The following is a 22,579-nucleotide window of genomic DNA, read 5'->3' as shown; positions in this document are numbered from 1 at the left end:
CCGGATTTTCTGGCCGTCAAGGTGGGCGGCAGCCTGTTCTCGCGCAAGGACGAGCCCGGAAACCTGGACGAGACGGCCATGGCGCTCTTCGCCAAGGGTTTCAGCCGACTCAGCCAGCGGTTCCCCGGGCGCATGGTTCTCATCAGCGGTGGGGGCGCCTTCGGGCACGGAGCGATCCGAGAGCACAACCCGTCCAGAGCCTTCTCGCTGGCCGGGCTGACCGAGGCCACGTTCGAGGTGAAGAAGAGGTGGGCCGTTGAGCTGCGCAACGCCGGGGCCGCTGCCTTTCCGCTACAACTCGCGGCGATGTGCACTCTCCGTGACGGCGTCCCGGAGCTGAGGTCCCCGGTCCCCGCGGAGCTGCTCGATCGTGGTGTACTGCCGGTGCTGGCGGGTGACGCCCTGTTCGACGAGAGGGGCACGCTCCACACCTTCTCCAGCGACCGGGTGCCGGAAGTGCTGCTTCCTCTGGTCTTCGGGCACCTGCGGGTGGTGACCCTCACCGACGTCGACGGGATCATCACCGACGGCGCCGGGGGGAGCCAGGTCCTACCGGAAGTGGATGCCGAGTCACCACAGCGGGCCTACGCGGCCCTGTGGGAAAGCAGCCAGTGGGATGCCACCGGTGCCATGCGCACCAAGCTCGACGCCCTGATCACGTGCGCTCGCGCTGGAGCCGAGTGCTTCATCATGCGAGGCGATCCTGGGATGGATCTGGACCTCCTGGCCGCTCCTTACAGCTCCTGGCCCTCGTCGCTGCGGGCCACCCGCATCATCGGACATCGCATGAATAGAGTGGTTGGGTAATGAAAAACCTCATCATTCGCAGCAGTAGGCTGGTCGACCTCAATCTGCTCAGGGTAAGGATCGCCTCAAACCTTCCTGAATTCTCCGCCTATTCCTACTTCTCGTCCGCTTGCGCCGATCAGCAGGCGGTGCCCGACTACGAGGTCGTCTGCATCGATCTGGACCGCGACGAGGTGCCGGAGTCGGTCTACCGGGACAAGGCGGACCGCACCTTCCGAAGCAAGCGCTTCAAATCCGGCTACTACCTCGTGCACTATTTCGGGGAACCCGCTCATCTAGTCACGATCGGCCGAACTTTTTACGTGTTCGGCCGGGCACTGGAGAAGACGGTCTGGCCCTATTTCGTCAAACACATCCTGACTATCTTTGCCGCGGACCACGGCTATCTGCACCTAAAGGCCGCCGGCTTTGAGCTGCCCGGAGCCGGCGCGACCCTGCTGATCGGCCGCAACGGTGCCGGGAAAACGGTGTTCCTAGCCCAGGCATGCCTGAGCGGCGCCCGGTTCCTCAGTAACACCCACACGCTGGTGCGCGACGGCGTCGCCCATGGCATCCCCTCTTCGATCCGGGTACGCCACGACCAGTGCTTCGGCGAGCTTATCGACCTGCACGGGTTGACACCACACATGGAGTCCGGAGACTACGTCGCTGACGCGTCGACCCTCTTTGATAGTACGCCGATCGATAGCGCGCCGGTGCGGAACGTCGTCATCGTCGATTACAACCCGTTGTCCCCACAGGGTCTCACCCGCATTCCTTCCGGTGCGGCCGAAACTTTCATGGACCAGTTCTCATTCGCGGTCACCACCTATGGACTGAAGGACGACCTTTTGGCTCATCACGGTTCTGATTTCGATGCCTACGTCGCTTCCCTGCGCCGCATGCGGAGGGAGCTGACCGCACTGGTCGGGAGAGCGCAGTGTTACCGGGCCAATGTTGACATGCTTGACAGTGAAGCCCGGAATGCGGCACTTAAGCAGCTTGCCAAGTGAGTCAGGTTCTCCAGGATGAGGAATTCCGAATGAAAAGGCCGGTTGTTTACGTCGGTATGAGTGCTGACCTGATTCATCCTGGGCACATCAACATCATCCAGCGCGCAGGTGAACTCGGTGACATCACTATCGGCCTGTTGACCGACGCTGCGATTGCGAGTTACAAGCGGCTTCCGCACATGAGGTTCGAGCAACGGCGGGCGGTTGTCGAGAACCTTAAGGGTGTCACCGCCGTGGTACCTCAGCACACCCTGGACTATGAGGAGAACTTGCGGACAATCCGGCCCGACCTCGTCGTACACGGCGACGACTGGCGCACGGGCGTACAGAAGCACACACGGCAGCGTGTCATCGAAGTCCTCGCGGAGTGGGGCGGACGACTGGTGGAGATCCCCTACACGACGGGAATCTCGTCCACACAGCTGAACAACGCCGTCAAGGAGATCGGCACGACACCGAACATCCGACTCGCCCGGCTCCGCCGGCTGCTGGAGAACAAGGACATCGTCCGGATTCTGGAGGCACACAACGGCCTGTCAGGTCTCGTCATCGAGAACTTGAAGACCGTGGTGGACAACCAGACCCGTGAGTTCGACGGAATGTGGTCGTCGTCCCTGACCGACTCCCTCGCGCGGGGCAAGCCAGACATCGAAGCCGTCGACGTCTCGTCACGGCTGCAGACGGTGAACGAACTCTTCGAGGTCACCACGAAACCCCTGGTGTTCGACGGTGACACGGGGGGCAAGCCCGAGCACTTCGGCTTCACCGTGCGGTCCCTGGAGCGGCTGGGCGTCTCTGCGGTCATCGTCGAGGACAAGGAGGGGCTCAAGCGCAACTCGCTCGTCGGGACGGAGGTTCCGCAGACCCAGGCGCCGGTGGAGGACTTCTGCGAGCGCATCCGCATCGGCAAGCGGGCACAGATCACCGACGACTTCATGGTTGTAGCACGCATCGAGAGCCTCATCCTTGGCAAGGGAATGGACGATGCCGTGGACCGGGCCGAGGCGTATGTGGACGCTGGCGCCGACGGCATCATGATCCACAGCAGGCGCTCGGATCCCTCGGAGATGTTCGAGTTCTGCAAGTACTTCAATAATCTGCCCCGGCGGGTCCCCCTAGTGGTGGTCCCCACCAGCTATAGCCGTGTGCGCGAGACCGAACTCGTGGATGCGGGCGTAAACATGGTCATTTACGCCAACCACCTCATGCGTGCGATCTACCCGCAGATGTCCAAGGTAGCTCAGTCGATCCTCCAGCACGGTCGTGCCTTCGAAGTCGAGCCCATGCTCGCTTCGATCAAGGAAACCTTGTCGATCATCCCGGAGAACGCCACATGATCCGCACCGACGCCTTCGCGTCCCGGCTGGTGGCGGAAGGTGTCTCGCTTTTCTGTGGGGTGCCGGACAGCCTTCTCAAGGAGTTCAACGCTTGTCTCGGCGGCATCAGGCCCGAGGCCGGACACGTGATCACCGCCAACGAGGGCAATGCCGTCGGCGTGGCCATCGGCCACTACCTGCGCACCGGTATGCCTGCCCTGCTCTACATGCAGAACTCTGGCATCGGCAATGCGATCAACCCGCTTACGTCGCTCGCCGATCCCGCGGTCTATGGCATCCCGATGATTCTCCTTATCGGCTGGCGGGGCCGCCCAGGAGTGCTCGACGAGCCTCAACACGTCAAGCAAGGCAAGATCATGCCGGCATTGCTGAACGCTCTGGAGCTGCCCTGGTCGGTGCTCCCGCAAGAGACTGACGCAGCTGTGGAGGCCGCCCAGAAGGCGATCGCGTCCTCGCTCGCCGACGGCACGCCGTACGTCTTCCTGGTGGAGAAGGGCACTTTCGCGCCTGCCCGGATCCAAGCCGCCGCGCTGGAACCGGGCCTGCCGAGTCGCGAAGAGGCGCTGGTCGCCCTGGCCGAGGCAGTGGGCCCCGGCCAGGTGGTGGTATCCAGTACGGGCATGCTCAGCCGGGAGCTGGTCGAGTACCGGGAGCGGACGGGGTCCAGTGCGGCGCTGGACTTCCTCACCGTGGGCGGTATGGGACACGCCAGTTCCATCGCCTTAGGCATCGCCTTGCGCGAGCAGAAGCGGGAGGTGTGGTGCCTGGACGGAGATGGAGCTCTGCTGATGCACCTGGGCGCTCTACCGGTCGTCGCTCAGCACGCTCCGCGCACGTTCTTCCACGTCATCTTCAACAACGGCGTCCACGACAGCGTCGGTGGCCAACCAACTTCAATCGGACACGTGCACGTACCGACGTTGGTCGAGAGTTGTGGATATCGGCACGGTGTCGCCGCGTCCTCGGTGGAGGCGATCGCGGACGAACTGGCCAGGCTGCGCGAGATCGGCGGCCCCGCCTTGTTGGAAATTCGTGTCCGGCCGGGCAGTCGTACCGATTTGGGGCGGCCATGCGCCACCCCCGCCCAGAGCAGGATGTCGATCATGCGTGCGCTCGTGGAACAGGCGGCGTCGTGACGCTCCGGTGGCCCGCTGTCCTGTACGGCCGGGGCGTCGTCGCATCGGTTCCGGAATTGGTGGAGGCTCTACCTGCGCGCAGGGTCCTCGTCGTCCGGGGGGTGCAGTCGTTCAAGGAGTCCGGGGCATCGAGCATGTTGGCTTCGTTCAGCCGGCGGACGCGGATTTGGCAGTGGCACGGCTTCACCCCAAACCCGGACGCCCGGGAGCTGGAGCAGGGGCTCGCCTTGGTCCGGGACCTACATCCAGACGCGGTGGTAGGAGTGGGCGGCGGCAGCGCCATGGACATGGCCAAGATGCTGTGTGCGCTGGAGGACGTGCCACGCGTTGGCCTGGAGGAATGCATCCGCTCCGGAGCGGCGATCGAAATCCGCCGCATAAAGCTCGTGCTGGTACCGACGACCTCCGGCTCCGGCAGCGAGGCCACGCATTTCGCCGCAGTGTACATCGGCGATGCCAAGTACTCGGTGGCCGGGACGGCTCTGTTGCCAGACGTAGCCGTCCTCGACCCGGCCCTCAGTGAGAGTGGGTCCGCCTATCAGCGGGCCGCGTCCGGCATCGACGCTATCACTCAGGGCATCGAGAGCCTCTGGGCAGTCCAGTCCTGTCAGGAGAGCCGTGGACTGGCCCTGAACGGCCTGCGAAGTCTGCTGTCCGGCATCGACGACTTCGTTTCGTCGCCGCACGCCGGTGCCGCGAGGTCCATGGTCGTAGGCAGCCATCTCGTGGGACGCGCGATCAACCTCTCGAAGACGACGGGAGCTCACGCGCTGTCCTACGGCATCACTCGCCGATACGGCGTGAGCCACGGTCACGCGGTCGCGCTCACCCTAGGCGCCTTCCTGGACGCCCATGCCCGCGCGAGCACGTCCGATCTGCACCCCGAGGCGCGAGTGCCGATGTACCGAAGGGGGCTCGATGACATCGCGGGACTGCTGGGCGCCTCCCACCCGACTGACTCGGGGCACCGCTTCGTCGCTCTGGCGCGGCGGCTGGGTATGGCCATGAGCCTGTCCGAAGTGGGGGTGAAGTCCGCGGCCGACATGCGAGAGCTTGCTGCCGCCGTGAATGTTCAACGGCTCGGCAACAACCCCGTCTCATTCTCCCAGGACGAATTGACCGAGCTTCTCATGAGGTGTCGATAGACGAGTCGTTGACACAGCGGCTAGTAATCTCGCCGTCTCGGTTGGGTGTGTCGGTTGTCGAGGAAGAAACGCGAAGGTGTCTCCCTGATCGTGCGGTGGCCGCAGGTCATATCGTGGACTCTGACCACTGACTGGCGATGTTCGACCAGGCCATGGTCCATGTCATGCAGAACGGGGCTTCCCGATGACAAGATCTACTTCGCCGCGACAGCGAGATCAAGGAAGAGAGCGGCGTGGTCGTCAGCGTCGTCGAGGCCATCGGTGCTTTCAGGCGTGTCAGTAACGCGATCCGCAACGGGGCGGGGCACCCGGCGGTCTTCGACTGGGTCTCCCGCCCACGTATGCGAATGCTCTTGACGACCTCAGCTGCACGACCCGTACGGCGCTATGCCGCTGCGGGCGGGGGGCAGGCGGCGGACGTTGCCGAGGGCCGCAGTCTGTTCCCGCAGCCGCTCGATCTCTGAGTGCTGGGCCGCGATCCGGGACACGGCGAGGGTCTTGAACGCGGTGAGCTCGGCCAGGGCTTCGTCCCGCTTGGCGACCCGATCCTTGAGTTCGGCGACCTGGGCCTTGAGCCGTTCGATCTGCGCTGCACGTGGGTCGACGATCTCGCCGGCCTGCTGCAGAGCCGCGAGTCGCCGCTCGAACTCGTCGGCAAGCTGCTGGTAGGGGCCCGGCCGGGTGGTGCCGTCGCGGTTCTTCTTCGGGTAGAAGCCGGTCCGGGTGACGCCGGACTCCAGGGCCAGGGTCTTGAGATCACACTTGCCGTTTGGTGGAAGTTCCCCGCGCAGGAGCCGGTCCATGGCCGCTCGGATGGCGTCCTCGTTGCGTGCGCGGTTGCTGTCGCTGATCCGCCCCATCAGATCTCGTCCTTCCCGGCGGCGCCTGCGGTGGCTTGGTCGATCTCGGCGAGAACCCGCTCGGCACGGGCCATGCTCACTTCCAGACGGGCCCGTTCGGTCTTCTGCCGGCGGCTGAGGCTGCCGATGAACACCTTGGCGGTCTGCCGCGATTCCTCCCACACCGGGCGGTGGCACGGGTGGTGCGTGGCTTGGGGGCATCGGGCGGAGTCGCACATGCCGGCAAGCGGCCGGTCGGCATCCGGGGTGCCGGCCAGCCGCAGGCACAGCGCCTTGGCCGGATCGATGAACCAGCAGTAGTTCGCCGTGCCCAGGTGGAGGGTGTGGGCCCGGGCCGTGAGCATGGCCACGACCTCCTGGTCGCTGTCGACGAGCTGGGGCGCAAGCTCGATGAGTTCGTGGAGCCGTCCGTCCACGCTGGTGAAGAGGCTGATCAGGTCGCGGGCGCCGGGACCGGACGGCATGATCCCGCGCTGATAGTCGTGGTAGACGTCGGTGAGAATGCCGATGTTGCGCTCTTCCTCGAGCTCGTTGATCTCGGCGAGGAACTTCGCCTGAGCGCCGCCTGGCCGTGCCGCATACCCCTCCGTAGTGGCTACAGACAGGTGCTTGAGCTGCAGTTTTGCCGCGAGAAGGCCGCCGGGACGATACGCGATCTCCACGGCGAGGGTGCGCCGGAGGGCCCGTGGCGTCACCGCCCCCTCCGGAATGGGGGCCAGGCCCAGCCGTTGCCCGGCCGGCCCGTTCACCCAGGCTCTGAAGTTCTGGTACGTCGTGTCGCAGAAGACCGGATGGAACAGCGAGGTGCCGGGCGCCGCGTCCTGGCCGAGGAGCTGCTCGGCCACCTCGATAGCTTCGTAGACCTCCCGGGTCACCACCCACTCGTCCCGGACGCCGCCGAGCGGCTGTCCCTTGATGAGCTTGCCTGCTAGGCGGTAGCGGAACAGGCCGGGAGCGATCTCCAGGGGCGGCTGACGGCACCCGACGACCAGTTCGCCCAACTCGCAGTGCCGCATCCCGGCGAGCGCGGCCACTGCGAGGCCGCAGGCCGTGGCCAGGTACCCGACCAGGAACTTCAGCTCGGTCGAGAACAGCGGTTCTGTCCACGCGACGTGCCCCTGCCCGTCGGCTCGCTCCACCTCGGCAGCGTGGCGGCCATACGGAGCGCAGACTCCGACGAGGGCAAGGGCCCGCTCCAGGTCGGGACGGAGTGCCGGAAGCCAGGCGCCGTAAAACTGCCGGGTCCCGCACTCCCGAGCGAGCGCGCTCAGGGAAACGGAGGCGAGGGGATCGTTCTCCTCGCGCAGTCCGCGAGCACGGGCATCCTTCGCCGCGGCCGGTGTCATGAGTTCCAGAGGTTCTCCGGATTCAACCCGGCGCTCCAGGTTGTGCAGGAATGCCTCGCGCCTGGGGTGCTTGTGGGAGGTGAGGCTGCGGTCCGCGGCCTGCCGCTTCCGCTTTGCCTCGGCTTCGCTCAGGATGTGCGGGGCCAGAGTCTGGATCAGGTACAGCACGGCGGCGAGCAGGGGTTGCTGCACTTCGGACGCCAGCGGCCGCACCTTGTTCGCGCCGCCCAATTCCGCCGTCCGGCCGGAGCCACCGGCGGCGCTCGCGCCGTCGAAGGGGCGGAGATCGGCTCGGAACTTCTGCCCGCTGAACAGCGCCCGGTACTGCGCGAGTCCGATCGGCGCGCCCATTGCGACGGCTCTGGTTGAAGGGGAGTCGGCGACCACTTCACCATCGTCGCCGAGCTTCTCGGCCCGGAAGTCCACGTACGCGGTGCAGTGGTGGTTGGTGACCTGTTCCAGGTCGGTGATGCCCTGCTCCGTGAGCCACTTGAACCACCGTATGAGCTCGGACAATTTACCATGGCAGGTCGTCAGCGTCTGCACGGTCCGTTCGGCATAGGCGAGGTCACGGACCGCGTCGTGGCGCGGCGCCATCAGCGCCGCGATGTACTCCTTCGCGGTCAGCCTCCACTCCCTGTTGACGATCGGCGTGAAGTCGAGGGCGCGCTGGTTGGGCCGCAGATAGGCCGGCAGCCCGATCACCTCGTCGAAGGGCCACCGGTCCTCGTCGAAGAAGGGCCCCGTCACGTCGAGCGGCAGAGCGAAGCCGAACAGCGGGCACAGCTCCGCGCCGGCGAAGGGCGAGACGAGACGCCGCGGCCGGGGGTTCAGTGGCGGCATCATGCGGTGCGCTCCTCGGGGTACAGGGGGATCTCGTCGTCGGTGTCGGTGATCACCGTGGCCAGGCGCGCGAGCTCGGCCGGATCGTAGGAGGTGAGGATCTGCTCGATCCGGTGCGTATACGGACCGAACACAGCCATGAACTGGGCGGCCGGCATCTGCTGCCACTGCCGTGCGAAGAACGCCTTCATCCGCAGAAGGTTGGCGGCGTGTCGCGGCGCGAACAGGGAGAGTGGGCACAGCAGGCACACCCATGGGCGGGCCGGACACGGCTGGCCCTTTGGACCATGCAGCCCTGCCAGCGGGTCCGCGCACGCGGCGACGAACACGTCCCGCTGTCCGCCGACCAGTTCGGCAATGGCCGCGTCGTCCAGCCCGAGCCGGGAGACGAGGTCGGGCAGGTTGTCCGCCAGCTGGGCCAGGTCGTCGTCACTCAGCACCATCGGTGGGAGCGCTTTGCGTAGAACATCGCCCTGGGCCTCCTCCACGATCGTCTCCAGCGCGTCCTTCTGCGCGGGGGTCGCGGCCGTGAGGTAGTGGTCGCCCTCGACCCGTGGGCTGTGGTTCGGGTCGATTCGCCCGCGCCCGCTGCCGAACCAGTTCTTGCGGTCCCGGTGGGACTCGAACGAGGTCCGGATGCTGTGACGGTGGATCCGCAGCGGCTTGCCGTCGCTGCCCTTCAAACCCGCCCGCTTCACCCATCGCTGGATGGAATCGTGGAGCGACGCACCCGTCCTCCAGACCCCAATCTGGGTGAAATCGTGGCGCAGCCACAGCTCTGAGCCTTCGGTCTCCGCAGCGAAGCGGCGCGAGAAGGCGGAATGCTCAAGCCATCGTTCCACCAGCCGCACGGCGCGCGGGGACAGCGTCACGCTCTCCTCGGCGGTCCGGCCCTTGAGGTAGTTCACCAGCATCGCCGCGTCTCCGGCCCACTCCAGGTCCTCAACGCCCAGATCGGCGATGCCGTCGGGGACGATGCCGGTGTACGCGCCGAACAGCAGCTGGTAGGCGATCACCACCGACGGGGAGGGGAACAGCGCAGTACAGACACGCTGTGCATCAGCGCCGCGGCCCATGCGGTAGTAGGCCATCGTCGGCGTCCACCCGACCCGCTGCCCCAGGCTGACCGCGTTCTCCGGGCCGTGACGGACCATCCACCAGCACAAATTCTCGTACGACCAGCCGTGCTGATAAGGATCCCGTCCCTTCTCAGCTGCGGCGCGAGCCTCCCGGAACTGCGACCAGGCTTCCTCAATCTCTACCCGGCACACCTCCTGCAGTCTGCGCCAGACCGTCTCGTCGTACGGGAGGAGCGGCTGGGAGTCCCGCCGACGCCTCTGGTTGTACGCCCGCCCGCCCACCAGTTCACGCACCTCCGGACGCAGCGCCTGCGAGTCCTGGTCGAACGCGGCCAGCATCCGACGGATCATCGACTCCTGAGCGGCTCCCGTCACCCACAACTGCTCGACGAGGACGGGGCGGGTGAGGTCCGCCGCACCACCGACGTGCCCGCGCCTGGCCATCGCCGCCGCGAACAGGCGAATCGCCCGCACGAACTCCTCGACCGTCCTCTCCGCGTCGACCTTGCCGTGAGGATGTATCAGCCCGATCAACCCGCTGGCCATATCGCGAACCAGCTGTGGATTCTCCTGCACGGGCAGCTCCACCGTCGCGGTAGTGCCCCTGGTGAACCAGCAGACCAGCCGCGCGGGCTCCTCCAGCAGTTGAGCGGCCATCAGACGAGCACCGCCTCATCCTCGAACTCCTCATCCGCCTGGGCCTCGGCAAAAAGGTCAAACTCATGCCCCGCGCGTTCATACGCATCGCGGTAGATCCGGGTCATGTCCAGGCGGCGTAGATACGCTTCCGTGGTGACGACACTGGTGTGTCCAAGGAGGTCACGCAGCACCATCATCGGATCCGCCTTGCCCAGGTACAGAGCCAGCGCCGCATCCGTATCGGTCGCGTGAACCATGCGGGCGGCCTCCATGAAATGGCCGCTGACCAGCCACTCCAACGTCCTGATCGCGAAGGTGTGACGGAGCCGGTGCGGGGCAGTGTGCGGGAAGCGGGGCTCGAAACGCTCCCGGATCCGGGTGGAAGTCCGCTCGAGCACCGTGGCCCAGGCGGTGAAGGGAGCGCCGTTCGCCTGCACCCCCAGCAGCATCGATCCACCATCGGGCGCTACCAGGCGTCGCCGCTCGGACGGCGTCAACGCCGCCCACTTCACCCTGGTGCCGTTCACCCGGCCACCCCGGGCGTTGGCCTCGCTCACCACCAACGGCTCACCCCACCGGGCCGGCGGCTTCCAGCGCGAGCCGACCGTGGCCAAGGGGCGAACCGTCGTCATGTACCGGTGTACGCGCGCCAGGCTGCTGTAGGACGTCCACGTCGTGCGGAACTTGCGGCCCTTCGTTATGCCCTCGGGGACGGGGAAGGAGATCGGCAGCGCGGTCGGCTTCGGCGGAAGCGCGGGAACCTCTACGTCCAGCAAGTACGTGAACTCCTGCGACCGCAGCCCCGAGGAGAGGACGAAGTCACCCATCGCGGCGTTGCGCGTGAGCGTCCGCCCGCGGTACGAGGTGTCCGGCGACCCGTCCGGGCGGAGCCCTGCCAGGCCCCGAACGAACATCTCCGCGAAGTCGGACTCGAAGTAGCGGATCGTGACATGACGCTTCGGAGTGCGCCGGCGGGCCTGGTTGACCTGCTGAGCCCGCACCTGGTCCCCGTACTTTGAGACGGCTTCCTTGTAGGTGAACGGCACTGCAGGCGCGTGGCTCTCCTTGTCCGCCCACGTGTAGAAGCGCGACAAGATGCTCATCTGCTGGTTCCACGTGGTGGCCGCAAGGCGACGCTTCAGTGGGCCGCACGACCTGTCGACCGCGTACAGGCTCAGTGCGTCCTTCAGCTGGGCGCGCTCATCGAAGACGCCGATCCCCAAGGCCGCAAGGAACTCGCACCACTCCCGCAGCGTGCGAGCGTAGAACTCCCACGAGTTGGGTGCTGGGACCCCATCCAGTGGCAGCCACCGCAGCCAGGTGTTGATCGCCACTGTGTCGCGCACTCCACGCTCATCCTCGAAGAGAAGGTCGTCATCGACGAGGACCGGCATGAGCTCGGCTATCACGGGTCGGCCGTCGAGCCCCCACGACCGCCAGCCCTTCGAGCTAAAGAAGATCATCTGCATGGCGGGGACGGTACGTGCGGGACGCTACAGACTGCAAAGCACAAACGGGGACCAGAGCCTCACTCGCTCCATCTATGAGACATGACCACTAAGCAGAGACAAAGCGCTCGAAGTCGATCCAGCCGGCCTGCTGCCGGGCGGTCGACCACATGAGGTTGCGGTCCCACGCGTCGCCGTGGATGTACGCGAGCGGCAGCGGCGGCAGGGCCCGCAGCTCCTTGGCCAGCTGGCGCACGAGCTTCTGCTCCGGCGCGGTCAGCCGGTCCCCGGCCGCCGCCAGGTGCCCCTCGGCGCCGTTGGCCGCGGCCTGCAGCGTCTGCTCCGCCTCGGCCCGTCGAGGACCGGACAGATCACCGGCCGCGTGGAGGAGGGCCAGCAGGGCGCCGCCGTGCCGGTGCGCGCGGGCTTCTTCCACGGGCGAGAGCTCCAGCTGCTTGAGCGGCCGTCCTGGGACGGCGGTCAGCAGCAGTGCCAGATCCTTCGCGCTCGAGGCGCGCAGCTGCGGCGCACCGCCGGCGCCGAGGGCCGGTGCAGCACTTCGGAGCGCGAGCGTCTCGCGCTCGTACATCACGGCTCTGGGGGAGATCTTCAGGTAGAAGCGGGCGGTCCCGGGCAGGTCGAGCCGCCAGACGCGGGAGTTCTCGCGCGGATGGCTGACGTCCTTGACTGCGGGACGGGCGCCGAGTGCCCGGCTGGCCCACGCGAGCAGGGCAGGGGGTGGAGTGGTCGGGTTGGTCATGCCCCCCACCCCGATGACGGTCGTGATGCTGCGGCGAACAGGACGCGGCGGGCATCGACGGGCCGCCGGTGTGCGAGGGCCTCGGCGGCCGCAGCAGGAGGGTTCTCGAGTACAGGGTGAAGGGTGACCAAGCGGACGGGATTCACGGTTTCTCCTCGGTTCGGAACGGGGGCAGAGCACCCGGACAACGGACCTGATCACAGGGCCGCTACGGGCAGCCGCGGGCGACGAGCCGAATGAAGGTTCGACGCCGGACGCGGACGGCAAGGGCCGTCTGCGTGGGCGGCTCCTCTCGCTTCGTTCGATTCACACGTACGGGGAAGGCGGCGGGACGGTTGCCCGAGCGGCGGATTGCATGACGCGTCGACAGCACCCGTCTCCTTCGGTGTGTGTGGCTGTGCTCTGCGGACGGACCCTCGCCCACGCCACTGACAATCCGCGGCCACCAGCACCGTGATCCGGTCATCCCGGGCCTTCCCTGCCGCCAGCCGCCACCCGTGCAAGGGAGGGCTCTGACCTGGGGTGATGCGGGGAGAAAGGATTCTTGAACTCTCCGAGCTGGCCCGGAATCCGGCGCCCGCGAGAGTGGCTCGATCTGGTTCGCGGCCGGGTGAGCACCCGGAGCGTCACGCCCCTGGACTGCCGCGACGGCGGCTAGCATCGGCACCTTCGACGCGGCCGGCGCACGCCCGGGTGATGTTCTCGCGTTCCGTGCCCGCGCCCGCAGATCGGCCGCTACGTTCGAACGCGCCGTCCCCCGCTGCGCCCCCTGTGGAGCTGCGCCGCGCACGAGGTCACCAGGAGAACCATGACCATCCCCGCCCCGCACCTCCAGGACCTCGTCACCGGCTACCTGCGCGGGCACCCCGACGAACAGTCGATGCTCCAGCCCCTCCTGGACCGTCTCGCCGCCGGCGCCAACGTGACCGACCGGCGGGAGTTCAACGGCCACGTCACTACCTCGGGCGTCGTCATCAACGACGCCGACCACGTACTGCTCATCCACCACCTCGCCTCCGGCCGATGGATCCAGCCCGGGGGACACCCGGAGGACTCGGACCGCACGCTCGGGCAGGCCGTCCGGCGCGAGATCGCCGAAGAGACCGGCGTCACCGAGCTAGAAGTGTTCGGCGACGGCACGCCCGTGCACATCGACGTCCACACGATCTCGGCCCGGCCGGACAAGAACGAGCCCGCCCACGTGCACTACGACGTCCGCTACCTGTTCCGCGCCCGCGGACCGGTCGACCTGATCCTTCAGGCCGAAGAGGTCGGCGCGGCGCAATGGCGCTCGCCCTCGGAACTCGGCGACCCCGTCCTGCGCGCCCGGGTCCTGGCGAGCCTGGGCCGGCCGCGCGAGGACCGCCCGGCGGACGAGGACCCGTACTGCGCCCTCGTCGTGATCACGGACCCGGCCACGACCAAGGTGCTGATGCACCTGCGCGACGACAAACCGGGCATCTGGGCGCCGGGTACCTGGGCGCCGATGAGCGGCGGCGCCGAGCCCGACGACCCCGACCCGCACGCCACCGCGTGCCGGGAGCTGCGCGAGGAAACCGGTCTGGAGAACATCCGGCTGACGCACCTGTTCTCCACCCACACCGACGGCTACCCCCGCCACGCCTTCCACGGCGTCTGGGACGGCGACCCCGACACGCTGACCCTCACCGAAGGCCGCGAGCTCGCCTTCATCCCGCGTGACGACTTCGACCGGATCCCGCTGCACCCGACCACACGCCAGGACACCGAGCGCGTCCTGGAGCTCATCACGCCACGCCAACCGCCTTACGGTTACGGCACCTTGGCCCTGATCGGCAACCGGAGCGGGCATCTCCTGCTGCATCTGCGCGGCGACAGCCCGGGAACCTGCTGGCCGGACACCTGGTCACCCAACGGCGGCAGGCCAGAGGCCGCCGATGCCGGACCGCGCGGCACCATCGTGCGCGAGGTCCACGAAGAGGTCGGCCTCGACGAAGCCGCCGTGCACCTCTCGCACCTGTTCACCCACACCGGCGACAACGGGCACCTCACCTACGTCTTCCGCGGCACCTGGGACGGCGACCCCGACACCCTGACCCTCACCCGAAGGCCGCGCGCTCGCGTTCATCGACCCGAAGGACCTCGGGGACCGGCCGATGAGCCCGCTCGCCCGCTACGCCGCCCTGCGCGGTCTCGCCGCCGAGCTCGAAGACGAGGCACACCGCGACGGAATCCACACGCTCGTCGTCGGCGGCCTGATCGTGCACGACGAGCGCCTCCTGGTCGTCCGCCGCAAATCGGACGACCACCTCGGCGGCACCTGGGAGACCCCGGCCGGCCGGCTCGAGAAGGGCGAGTCGATCATCGACGCCCTGCCGCGCGAGATCATGGAGGAGACCGGCCTCACCATCACCATCGACCGCTACGTGGGCCACTTCGAGTACACCAACGCCCGTGGCCGCACCAGCCGCCAGTTCGTTTTCGCCTGCACGCCGCAGAAGCCGGGCCCAGTCGCCTTGTCCGAGCACGATCGCCACCTGTGGGTGCGCGCCCTGGACGAGCTGCCGCCGACCACCCCGGAGCTCCGGCGCTTCCTGGAGCAGCAGTGGCCGGCACGGCGGTGACCGACCGACCGGTAGGAGCCGCGCACCGGCACGGCGCCGCGTACCCCGGCCGGCTCGGCATGGCTCTCCGCTCTCCCGGCCACGGTGCGGGAGGTGGCCGAGGGCTGGGACTGCACGGCGGACGGTGACCTGCTGTACGGGGGCGTCGGGATCGTTGTCCCGGTGCTGCGCAAGACGACCGAGCCTGCCGTGCTGAAGGTGTCCTTTCCTCATCCCGAGAACAGGTTCGAGCCGGACGCGCTCTCGGCCTGGGGCGGGCGCGGAGCGGTCCTGCTGCACGAGCGCGACGACGACCGGTTCGCCATGCTGCTGGAGCGGGCGCACCCCACGACGCTGGCCCAGGCCGTGCAGGGCGACGAGGTGGCGGCGATCGCGGGGAGCGTCAGCCGTCGCCTCGCCGTCGCCGCGCCCGCCGGACTGCCCCGGCTTCAAGACCGGGCCGCCGGGTGGGAAGAGCAACTGCGCCGGGACGTCCAGGAATTCCCGGACGCCCTGCCGTCCCGGACGGTGCAGGCCGCGACGGCGACGGTGCGCGAGCTCGCGCACCACCAGCCGGACACCCTCATCCACGGCGACCTGAACGCGCGGAACATCCTGGCGGGCACCCGAGAGCCCTGGCTGGCCGTCGACCCGAAGGGCTGGGTGGGCGACCGGGCGTACGACTGCGGCACGCTGACCAAGTCCCGGTCGGTCGTCCTCGCCGAGCAGGGAGACCTGGCCAGGGGGATCGACCGCACCCTCGACGCCTTCACCTGCGCCGCCGAGCTCGATCGGGAGCACGCACGGCGGTGGGCGCAGCTCAGTGCGGTCCAGGCCGCCTACGGCGGCCGCCGGCGTGGGGTCCGCCGGGGCCGTCACGGAGCCGTACGTGCCCGACTCATTGCGCTCGTTGACGAGTTGGCGCGGATCCTCACTCGTCTGTGACCCCACCAACGCCGCAGCTCACAGACGGGGCGTGTCCAGAACGGAGCCGATGGCCCGGAATCGCGGTGCCGCCCCGGGTTCCTCGGGCAGGATGACCGTATGGCCACGGTCGACCCCGCGCACCGCATCGGATTCGCTCTCATCCCCGCGCTCGCCGGCGGGCTGATCGCCGTCGGCCTCTGCGCGGTCGCCGGGGTGAGCCCCGAACCCTGGATGTGGCTGAGCTCGCTCGCGGCAGGCATCTGGGGATACCGCTACGCGCGCCGCTGGTCGACAGCGGGTGACACGGACGGCCCCGATGTGGCACGGGCCGAGCTACCCGTTCGCGACTGACGGCCGCGACTGGGAGAGACGTTCGTGGCCGGGTCGCCGCCCATCATCTGAGCCGGTCCGCCCGTGCCCGTCACTCGACGACGGTGAATTCGACGGGGGCGGAGCTCCGGCCGTTGACCTGGATCTCGATCGAATACGTGCCGGGAATGAGCGTCACGGTGGCCGTGGACTTGAGGGCGTGCTCCTTGCCGAGCTCGATCGTCTGCCCGGCCTGGACCGCGGTGGTCTTCAGGACGTACGCCTTCACCCGGCGCTTGCCCGTCTTGGTGGGCGAGGAGATCACGTAGTTCACCCGCACCTTCGTCGATGCCGCTGCCGTCATGTCCGCGGCGAACACCAGCTGGTCGCCGAGGCGCAGCTGGTTGCTCTCCAGACGGACCGGCGAGAGCTGGACCGGCGGATCGCTCGGGTAGCCGAGGAATTCGTACGCGGCGGCGTCGCCCTTCTTCAGTCGGGTGGCCAGGGCCTCCCGCGCGATGAAGGCGAACTCCTTCTCCGTGGCACGGCCTTCGGTCCGCCAGCGGCCGAGGGTGACCAGGACGAGGGGGAGGTTGTCCTCGGCGATGTCGCTGAGGTGGTTGGCCACCGACTGGGTTACGAACCGGCTCGCATCGCCGTAGAGACGGTCGAGGATCGGAATCCCGGCGTCGAGGTTCACAGGGATGCGGACCGACCACGGCAGGCGGGGACGGGTGCACTCGCTGGCCAGGCGACGCACCCGGTGATCCGGATCGGCGGTCCAGGACTCGATGACCTTGAACGTCTCCGTCGGGAAGTCCGCGATGAAGTACCGCATGGCGTCCTCGGCCGAGAAGTACGAGGTGAAGCGCCGCAGCGCGTCCAGCGCCTGCTCCAGGTCCCTGCCGTTGCGGCAGTGCTCGGCGACGAAGTGGCTGTGCGGGGCGTAGATGTAGAAGCCGAACTCGTTGGTGATGCCCGCGTCCTGCGGTGTGGCGGGCAGCGAGTGCAGCAGGATGTCAACGGCCTGGAGTCCGCTGACCGGCAGATGGGTGCTGAGCCCCTTGCTGGTGCGGGCGATCCGGTCCTTCAGCCCGAGCCGCGGGAAGCCGGCGACGACGTCGCGGGCGAAGGCCTCGGCGTCGAATTCCGGGCAGACCGCGTGGACCTCCCTGCCGATCCGGTTGACGCGGTTCTCGCTGAGCGAGTGCTCCTTCTCGGCCATGCCGCCACCCTAGTGGCGCCCACCCACGCACCGGCGGGATCTCGCCGTCCGCCGCCCGGACGAGGTACGACTCCGCCCGGGTCAGCGGATCGCGGCCCGGTAGAGCAGCCGGTGGTGACGGGAGCTGTCGCAGGGCGACGCGGTGTGCAGGGTGGCCAGGTTGTCCCAGACGACGAGATCGCCCTGCCTCCAGCGGTGGGTGTAGAGGTACGGGGCGCTGGTCGCGTGGTCCAGGAGCTCGTCGACCAGGCGTGCGCCGTCGTCCCGGTCCATGCCGGTGATGTGGCTGATGACCATGCTGCCGAGCAGGAGCGAGCGGGCGCCGGTGACCGGATGCGTCAGGACGAGCGGGTGCTCCACGTCCGGGCTGGCCGAAAGGCTGCCGGCCGCGGTCGAGGACTGCCCCCCGTTGGCCTGGCTCTGCAGGGCGCCGAGCTGCTGGATGGAGTGCACCGCCCGCAGGCCGTCGAGTTCCTTCTTTCGGGCGGCGGGCAGATCCGCGTACGCGCGGGTGGTGTCGGCGAACCGTGTCTGCCCGCCGGCCGCGGGGGTGATGACCGAGTACAGGAGGGTCGCCCGGGTCAGGTTCGGCTTGAAGCTGTTGTCGGCGTGCCACTCCTCCTCCTGGTCACCGTCGTAGATGCCGATGCGGGCGCCATCCTGCGTGATGTTGCTGATCGTGGTGATCCCGGGGAATCCAGGGACGGCGTAGGTGCGGTCGACGTGGGTGTCCACCGTGCCGAAGTGCCCGGCGGCGGCGAGGAGGTCGGCGTGGTTGAGGTGCTGGCCGGGGAAGACGAGCACGCGGTGGCGGTGCAGGGCGTCGGCCAGCTGCCCGGCCGGCACGTCGGGGGAGGTGAGGTCGAGGTGTGCTTCGGCGCCGAAGCCACCGGCCAGCGGGGTGAGCGGGAGGGGCACGGGTCCTCCTGATGTTCGCGGGGGATCGAGGGGTCAGAACATGGGGGACTGCTGGAAGCGGCTGATGTCCTTGACTCCGGACGCGGCCATGCACAGCCGCTCGATGCCGATGCCCAGCCCGACGCTCACGGCCGGCACGCGGCCCCCGTCGACGGCCTCGCGCGCGAGGCGCTGCTCATCGTCGTAGAGGTCAACTTCCTTGGCACGCTGGGTGAAAGCGGCGCCGTCGGGTTCGTCCTCGTAGCCGTGGACCACCTCGATGCCGTCGACGATGAGCTCGAACCGGTTGAGCTGGGCGACGGTGCCGGGGGAGAGGCGGGCGCACGGCTCGTCACCGCCGAGCGGGTAGTCGATGAGGAACACGGCCGCGCCCATGCTCTGGGTCTCCAGCTCGCGCTCGATGAACGTGCCGAGGGTGACCTTGAACGGGGTGTCGGCGCTCAGCGCGAGGCGGGCGGCCATCCGCTGCGGCAGATCCCCGGTCGGCTCGTGCCGCAAGTCGGTCCCGAAGACGTCGCGAATGTGGTCGGTGACGGAGACCTTCACCGGCTCGTACGGAAGGTGCGGCGCGACCAGCTGCTCGGCCAGGTGCAGCAGGAAGGCGAAATCCTCGTTCGCGGCGTACAGGTCGAGCATGGCGAACTCGCACCCGTGCAGGTCGTCCGGCGTCTCGGGCCTGAAGCAGGGGCCGATCTCGAAGATCCTCGGATGGAACTCCAGGTTCATCCGCAGCGCCGGCCCGATCATCGCCCGCAGGAAGCGGCCGCCGTCCAGGTCGACCGGTGCACGCCGGTCCGGCCCCAGATCGGCCCGGCGGGCGACCGGGGTGTGCAGCTCGAGAAACCCCTCGGCGCGCAGGGTGTCGCGCAGGCCGAAGAGCAGGTTCGACTTGAGGGCGATCGGGTCGTCAGGCACGCGGCACTCCGTGAGTGGGCGGAAAAGCGAGGACCAGGAAGGGGCGCGAGGGCGCGAGCGGGGGCCGGGCGCTCGGCGCCGGCAGCGGCACGCTAGTCGGGCCCGGTGCCGAGCAGAACCCCACCGAGCCCGGCCAACGGAGCCCGCAGCGGCCCAGGTTGCGTTTCCGGCGCCCGGCGGGTGTTGCATGCGCAGGTCACCGCCCTCGGGTGTGCAACACCCGTGCGACGCCCTCCTGCGCGCGGTGCCACGGCCACGCGACCGGTGCAACGTCGCAACCCGTTGCCGGGGCCGCGCACCGCTCCTAGCTTGATGTCCCGGCGCCAGGTCAACACCGTGGTCACCGTGGCCGTTTCTGGCGAAGGGCGCGGTCCGCACCGCGGGCCCGGCCAGCTCCGCCAGCTCTCATGTGTGGGCGCAACCACGACCGAACGCCGTGGCGTGCGGGATGCCCCGGGGAACCTCCCGCGGCCCTCCGCACGCTTGATTCCCTCCCGATCGTCTCGAATCCAGGGCACAGCTGTGCCCGAAGGAGGAGCCATGAACTCTGCTCTGAAGGCCGGCGTCCGTCCCGACGCCGGCGCCCTCAAGGTCGGTGTCCGTCCCGACGCCGTCTCCCTGAAGACCGGGCAGCGCCCGGACGCCGCGTCGTCACTGAAGTCCGGCGAGCGTCCGGACGCGGCGGCCTGACCGGCCCCATCACCGGCCGCCTCCTGGTGATCCATGGCCCGCGCGGGCGCTCCTGACGGCGCATCCGCCCGGCGCACCGCACCAGGAGGAGCCGGCGGGGGGGGGGGGGGGGGGGGGGGGGGGGGGGGGGGGGGGAGGGCCCCCCCCCCCCCCCCCCCCCCCACCACCCCCCCCCCCCCCCCCCACCACGACACCCACCCCTTCGAAGGAGACTGGAGGAATCGGATGAGCAGCCGAGCGGCGCGCACGCCCGAGCTGTCGGCATCACCGGGCCGTACGCGGCACGGCACCGGCGCCTCGCGCTCCGTGCAGCAGGTCCTCGGCCGGCCGCTGATCAGCGAGCTGGAGGGGCTGTGTGGCCGCCCGACGATCGGGATGCGCGACGTCCTCATGGACATCCTGGCCGTCGCCGCGGCCGCGGTCCTCGGCGCGCTCGCCGGGCACCTCCTCGGGCCTGTCGTGGCCGTCTGCTACATCGGCGTGCGCCAGCGCCACCTGTCCAACCTGGCCCATGAGTGTGTGCACTCCAAGCTGATGGCCACGCGGAAGGCGAACCGGATGATCGGGTACGCGCTGACCGCGCTGCTCGGCGAGGGCTTCGCACCGTATAAGGCCACGCACGGCATCCACCACGCCAAGCTCGGCTCCGCGGACGATCCGATGTTCCAGTCCTACCAGGCCGGCGACATCCGCCGGGCCGGGCCCGCACCGACCCGCCGCGCGTTCGTCATGCGCGTCATCGTCCGCAGCGCGCTGTTCCGCCTGCCCAAGACGGCCGTCCTCACCCTGGTCACCAAGGCGCCGCAGGAGTCGTGGCGGGCGCTCGCCTGCCGGGCCCTGGTATGGGGCGCGGCCATCGCGGCCTGCTGGCCCTTCGACGCGGTCGGGGCGTTCCTCTGGTACTGGCTCGTGCCGCTGGTGTTCGTACGCCCCGTCGTCACCTGGATCACCGACCTGGGCAACCACGCCGGGCTCATCGAGGACCGCAAGAACGTCCTGGGGCAGACCCGCGGCTGGTCCTCGCACTGGCTCACCCGCCATCTCCTGGGCGGGCACCTCGACGACATGTACCACCCGGTGCACCACTGGTGCCCGCAGATCCCTTTCCGGCGCCTGCCCGAGGCCCACCGTCTCCTCAGCGAGCGGCTGAAGGACTGGGAGAAGGTGCCCTGGTGCAGCGGCTACTTCTTCCGCCGCCGTTCCACCCCCGAGGTGCCGTGCGTGATCGAGGACATCATCGCCCGCCTGGGCGTGCCCGCCGTGCCCGCCGCGCAGCCCCGCACCGCCGAGGCTTCCGCCTAAGCCGGGCCCACCCGGCCCGCTGCCCACCCCAACCGGCCGGACGCGCTGCTGTGCGCACGGCCCCGTTGACCGCGCCGCCCACGCCGCCAAGGAGTCGGCCCACCATGCCCCAGACCCTGCCCCTGAACAGTTACGACGAGTGGAGCCCGCTCCAAGAGGTCATCGTCGGGAGCGCCGAGCACTACACCGCGCACCACGTCGACGCCTCCTTCCAACTGTTCTACTACGACAACGTCACCCCCGACCCCGCCCCCGGCGGCGCCGGGCAGGACCTCCTGCAGATCCCGCAGCAGCTGGTCGACGAGCTGAACGAGGATGTCACCGGCCTCGCCGAGTCCCTGGCCGCGTGCGGGGTCACCGTGCACCGCCCGGCGACCCCGGGCAAGGACATCGACATCCGCTCGCCGTTCTGGGACGCGCGGGCCACCCCGGCCCTCAACGTGCGCGACAACACGATCATCCTCGGGGACACGATCGTGGAGACGGCCCCGCACGTGCGCGCCCGGATCTTCGAGAACGACCTGCTCAAGCCGGTGCTCTACCGCTACTTCGAGGACGGGGCCCGCTGGCAGAGCATGCCGCGGCCCGCCCTCGCCCGCGGCTCCCTAGACATCGCCTACTTCACCCGCCAGGGCATCGACGTCACGCACGTCACCGACACCGACACGGCCCTGCCGCTCGACGGACTCGGCCTGGAGCTCATCTTCGACGGCGCCCAGTGCATGCGCCTGGGCCGCGACGTCCTGGTCAACGCCGCCAACTAAACCATCAACTCGCCCTGCGCTGGCTCCGCCAGACCCTGCCCCACCTGCGCTTCCACCTGCTCGACGCCATCGCCGACAGCCACATCGACAGCGTGGTGGTGCCGCTTCGGCCCGGCCTGATGCTGCTGCGCGAGCCGAAGTACCTCGCCTACCTTCCCGAGGCCATGCAGGCCTGGGACGTCATCTACCCGCCGGCCATGGACGAGGGCGCGTTCCCCGACTACAGCGACTTCGGCTTCAACATCGCCAGCCGCTACATCGACATGAACGTGCTCTCCGTCGACGAGCACACCGTCGTCGTCAACTCCCTCTACCCCGAACTGATCCGGGTCCTGGAGGGCCGCGGCTTCACCGTCGTGCCCGTACGCCACCGCCACCGGCGGCTCGCGGGAGGCGGATTCCACTGCTTCACCCTCGACACCGTCCGCGCCGGCGCCTGCGAGGACTACCTGAACTAGGTCCAATGCTGGTGACTTAAGTTCTGTCTTGTCGAGTGATACTGACGGTGTCCGGTGCGGGTGGTGTCCGGCTGCGATGCTCGGCCCGTTTGAGCGG

At 68.7% G+C, this 22,579-nt stretch carries 20 protein-coding genes and 1 pseudogene; 13 read left to right on the top strand and 8 right to left on the bottom strand.

The window, feature by feature from the left end:
- Window positions 1-21: 21 nt before the first annotated feature.
- From ACZ6D7_RS24035 to ACZ6D7_RS24015, 5 genes are read left to right on the top strand one after another with little or no spacing between them, the layout of a single operon-like run.
- The gene (locus ACZ6D7_RS24035; protein ID WP_469494212.1) at window positions 22-807 is read left to right on the top strand and encodes an amino acid kinase family protein; all 786 of its coding nucleotides are present in this window, start codon (window positions 22-24) and stop codon (window positions 805-807) included.
- On the top strand, window positions 807-1,799 hold the full coding sequence (locus ACZ6D7_RS24030; RefSeq protein WP_469494209.1) for a FomB family phosphonate monophosphate kinase: 993 nt from the start codon (window positions 807-809) through the stop codon (window positions 1,797-1,799). Before ACZ6D7_RS24035 ends, ACZ6D7_RS24030 begins: the two co-directional genes overlap by 1 nt.
- Window positions 1,796-3,136 carry a phosphoenolpyruvate mutase gene (aepX, locus tag ACZ6D7_RS24025; RefSeq protein WP_469494206.1) on the top strand — a complete coding sequence of 447 codons (1,341 nt, stop codon included), beginning with the start codon at window positions 1,796-1,798 and terminating at the stop codon, window positions 3,134-3,136. Before ACZ6D7_RS24030 ends, aepX begins: the two co-directional genes overlap by 4 nt.
- Window positions 3,133-4,272 (top strand): phosphonopyruvate decarboxylase, encoded by a 1,140-nt coding sequence (gene aepY / locus ACZ6D7_RS24020; RefSeq protein WP_469494203.1) that lies wholly within the window; start codon window positions 3,133-3,135, stop codon window positions 4,270-4,272. The genes aepX and aepY overlap by 4 nt, the downstream gene beginning before the upstream one ends.
- The gene (locus ACZ6D7_RS24015) at window positions 4,269-5,417 is read left to right on the top strand and encodes a phosphonoacetaldehyde reductase (RefSeq protein WP_469494200.1); all 1,149 of its coding nucleotides are present in this window, start codon (window positions 4,269-4,271) and stop codon (window positions 5,415-5,417) included. Before aepY ends, ACZ6D7_RS24015 begins: the two co-directional genes overlap by 4 nt.
- A gap of 362 nt (window positions 5,418-5,779) precedes the next feature.
- Here ACZ6D7_RS24015 and ACZ6D7_RS24010 read toward each other — a convergent pair whose 3' ends face one another.
- The 5 genes from ACZ6D7_RS24010 to ACZ6D7_RS23990 all read right to left on the bottom strand — a co-directional run bounded on the left by ACZ6D7_RS24010 (window position 5,780) and on the right by ACZ6D7_RS23990 (window position 12,392).
- Window positions 5,780-6,277 (bottom strand): hypothetical protein, encoded by a 498-nt coding sequence (locus ACZ6D7_RS24010; RefSeq protein ID WP_469494197.1) that lies wholly within the window; start codon window positions 6,275-6,277, stop codon window positions 5,780-5,782.
- Window positions 6,277-8,328 carry a site-specific integrase gene (locus ACZ6D7_RS24005; protein WP_469494194.1) on the bottom strand — a complete coding sequence of 684 codons (2,052 nt, stop codon included), beginning with the start codon at window positions 8,326-8,328 and terminating at the stop codon, window positions 6,277-6,279. Before ACZ6D7_RS24005 ends, ACZ6D7_RS24010 begins: the two co-directional genes overlap by 1 nt.
- 137 nt (window positions 8,329-8,465) lie before the next feature.
- On the bottom strand, window positions 8,466-10,202 hold the full coding sequence (locus tag ACZ6D7_RS24000; RefSeq protein WP_469494191.1) for a site-specific integrase: 1,737 nt from the start codon (window positions 10,200-10,202) through the stop codon (window positions 8,466-8,468).
- The gene (locus ACZ6D7_RS23995; protein WP_469494188.1) at window positions 10,202-11,653 is read right to left on the bottom strand and encodes a site-specific integrase; all 1,452 of its coding nucleotides are present in this window, start codon (window positions 11,651-11,653) and stop codon (window positions 10,202-10,204) included. The genes ACZ6D7_RS24000 and ACZ6D7_RS23995 overlap by 1 nt, the downstream gene beginning before the upstream one ends.
- Before the next feature lie 88 nt (window positions 11,654-11,741).
- Entirely contained in the window at window positions 11,742-12,392 is a 651-nt protein-coding gene (locus ACZ6D7_RS23990) for a phosphotransferase (protein WP_469494186.1), read from the bottom strand.
- A gap of 808 nt (window positions 12,393-13,200) precedes the next feature.
- Here ACZ6D7_RS23990 and ACZ6D7_RS23985 point away from each other — a divergent pair.
- From ACZ6D7_RS23985 to ACZ6D7_RS23970, 4 genes and pseudogenes are all read left to right on the top strand, one after another.
- A pseudogene (locus ACZ6D7_RS23985) lies at window positions 13,201-14,403 on the top strand (NUDIX hydrolase); the annotation flags it as partial.
- Window positions 14,404-14,527: 124 nt separating this feature from the next.
- On the top strand, window positions 14,528-14,995 hold the full coding sequence (locus ACZ6D7_RS23980; protein WP_469494182.1) for an NUDIX hydrolase: 468 nt from the start codon (window positions 14,528-14,530) through the stop codon (window positions 14,993-14,995).
- A gap of 93 nt (window positions 14,996-15,088) precedes the next feature.
- Window positions 15,089-15,919, top strand: a complete 831-nt coding sequence (locus ACZ6D7_RS23975) for an aminoglycoside phosphotransferase family protein (protein ID WP_469494179.1) — start codon at window positions 15,089-15,091, stop codon at window positions 15,917-15,919.
- 99 nt (window positions 15,920-16,018) lie between these two features.
- Window positions 16,019-16,252, top strand: a complete 234-nt coding sequence (locus ACZ6D7_RS23970) for a hypothetical protein (RefSeq protein ID WP_469494176.1) — start codon at window positions 16,019-16,021, stop codon at window positions 16,250-16,252.
- A gap of 70 nt (window positions 16,253-16,322) precedes the next feature.
- On the opposite strand, the gene ACZ6D7_RS23965 is transcribed toward ACZ6D7_RS23970, so the two are convergent.
- From ACZ6D7_RS23965 to ACZ6D7_RS23955, 3 genes are all read right to left on the bottom strand, one after another.
- Window positions 16,323-17,435: a hypothetical protein gene (locus ACZ6D7_RS23965; protein ID WP_469494173.1), complete on the bottom strand. Its 1,113-nt coding sequence runs from the start codon at window positions 17,433-17,435 to the stop codon at window positions 16,323-16,325.
- 81 nt (window positions 17,436-17,516) lie between these two features.
- On the bottom strand, window positions 17,517-18,353 hold the full coding sequence (locus tag ACZ6D7_RS23960) for a TauD/TfdA dioxygenase family protein (RefSeq protein WP_469494170.1): 837 nt from the start codon (window positions 18,351-18,353) through the stop codon (window positions 17,517-17,519).
- Between the two features lie 33 nt (window positions 18,354-18,386).
- Window positions 18,387-19,268, bottom strand: coding sequence for an amino acid--tRNA ligase-related protein (locus ACZ6D7_RS23955; RefSeq protein WP_469494167.1), 882 nt, complete (start codon window positions 19,266-19,268; stop codon window positions 18,387-18,389).
- A gap of 540 nt (window positions 19,269-19,808) precedes the next feature.
- Between ACZ6D7_RS23955 and ACZ6D7_RS23950 the strand changes: the two genes are divergently transcribed.
- The 4 genes from ACZ6D7_RS23950 (at window position 19,809) to ACZ6D7_RS23935 (ending at window position 22,482) form a co-directional block, all read left to right on the top strand.
- The gene (locus ACZ6D7_RS23950; RefSeq protein WP_469494164.1) at window positions 19,809-19,958 is read left to right on the top strand and encodes a hypothetical protein; all 150 of its coding nucleotides are present in this window, start codon (window positions 19,809-19,811) and stop codon (window positions 19,956-19,958) included.
- A 225-nt stretch (window positions 19,959-20,183) separates the two neighbouring features.
- Window positions 20,184-21,260 (top strand): fatty acid desaturase family protein, encoded by a 1,077-nt coding sequence (locus ACZ6D7_RS23945; protein WP_469494161.1) that lies wholly within the window; start codon window positions 20,184-20,186, stop codon window positions 21,258-21,260.
- Window positions 21,261-21,364: 104 nt separating this feature from the next.
- Window positions 21,365-22,024, top strand: coding sequence for a hypothetical protein (locus ACZ6D7_RS23940; protein WP_469494158.1), 660 nt, complete (start codon window positions 21,365-21,367; stop codon window positions 22,022-22,024).
- Window positions 21,979-22,482, top strand: coding sequence for a hypothetical protein (locus ACZ6D7_RS23935; RefSeq protein WP_469494156.1), 504 nt, complete (start codon window positions 21,979-21,981; stop codon window positions 22,480-22,482). The genes ACZ6D7_RS23940 and ACZ6D7_RS23935 overlap by 46 nt, the downstream gene beginning before the upstream one ends.
- Window positions 22,483-22,579 lie beyond the last annotated feature (97 nt).

This window comes from Streptomyces sp. NPDC041784 (assembly GCF_055591025.1).
Note: the sequence above shows the minus strand (reverse complement) of the source record. Positions and strands in the feature narration are given on the sequence as shown.

Excerpts from the sequence above, each read along its gene's own strand:
- ACZ6D7_RS23945 (WP_469494161.1), top strand. The coding sequence starts at position 20,184 with ATGAGCAGCCGAGCGGCGCGCACGCCCGAGCTGTCGGCATCACCGGGC.
- ACZ6D7_RS24030 (WP_469494209.1), top strand. The coding sequence starts at position 807 with ATGAAAAACCTCATCATTCGCAGCAGTAGGCTGGTCGACCTCAATCTG.
- ACZ6D7_RS24010 (WP_469494197.1), bottom strand. The coding sequence starts at position 6,277 with ATGGGGCGGATCAGCGACAGCAACCGCGCACGCAACGAGGACGCCATC.
- ACZ6D7_RS23995 (WP_469494188.1), bottom strand. The coding sequence starts at position 11,653 with ATGCAGATGATCTTCTTTAGCTCGAAGGGCTGGCGGTCGTGGGGGCTC.
- ACZ6D7_RS24000 (WP_469494191.1), bottom strand. The coding sequence starts at position 10,202 with ATGGCCGCTCAACTGCTGGAGGAGCCCGCGCGGCTGGTCTGCTGGTTC.
- ACZ6D7_RS23965 (WP_469494173.1), bottom strand. The coding sequence starts at position 17,435 with ATGGCCGAGAAGGAGCACTCGCTCAGCGAGAACCGCGTCAACCGGATC.
- ACZ6D7_RS23940 (WP_469494158.1), top strand. The coding sequence starts at position 21,365 with ATGCCCCAGACCCTGCCCCTGAACAGTTACGACGAGTGGAGCCCGCTC.
- ACZ6D7_RS23980 (WP_469494182.1), top strand. The coding sequence starts at position 14,528 with ATGAGCCCGCTCGCCCGCTACGCCGCCCTGCGCGGTCTCGCCGCCGAG.
- aepY (WP_469494203.1), top strand. The coding sequence starts at position 3,133 with ATGATCCGCACCGACGCCTTCGCGTCCCGGCTGGTGGCGGAAGGTGTC.
- ACZ6D7_RS23950 (WP_469494164.1), top strand. The coding sequence starts at position 19,809 with ATGAACTCTGCTCTGAAGGCCGGCGTCCGTCCCGACGCCGGCGCCCTC.
- ACZ6D7_RS23990 (WP_469494186.1), bottom strand. The coding sequence starts at position 12,392 with ATGACCAACCCGACCACTCCACCCCCTGCCCTGCTCGCGTGGGCCAGC.
- ACZ6D7_RS23970 (WP_469494176.1), top strand. The coding sequence starts at position 16,019 with ATGGCCACGGTCGACCCCGCGCACCGCATCGGATTCGCTCTCATCCCC.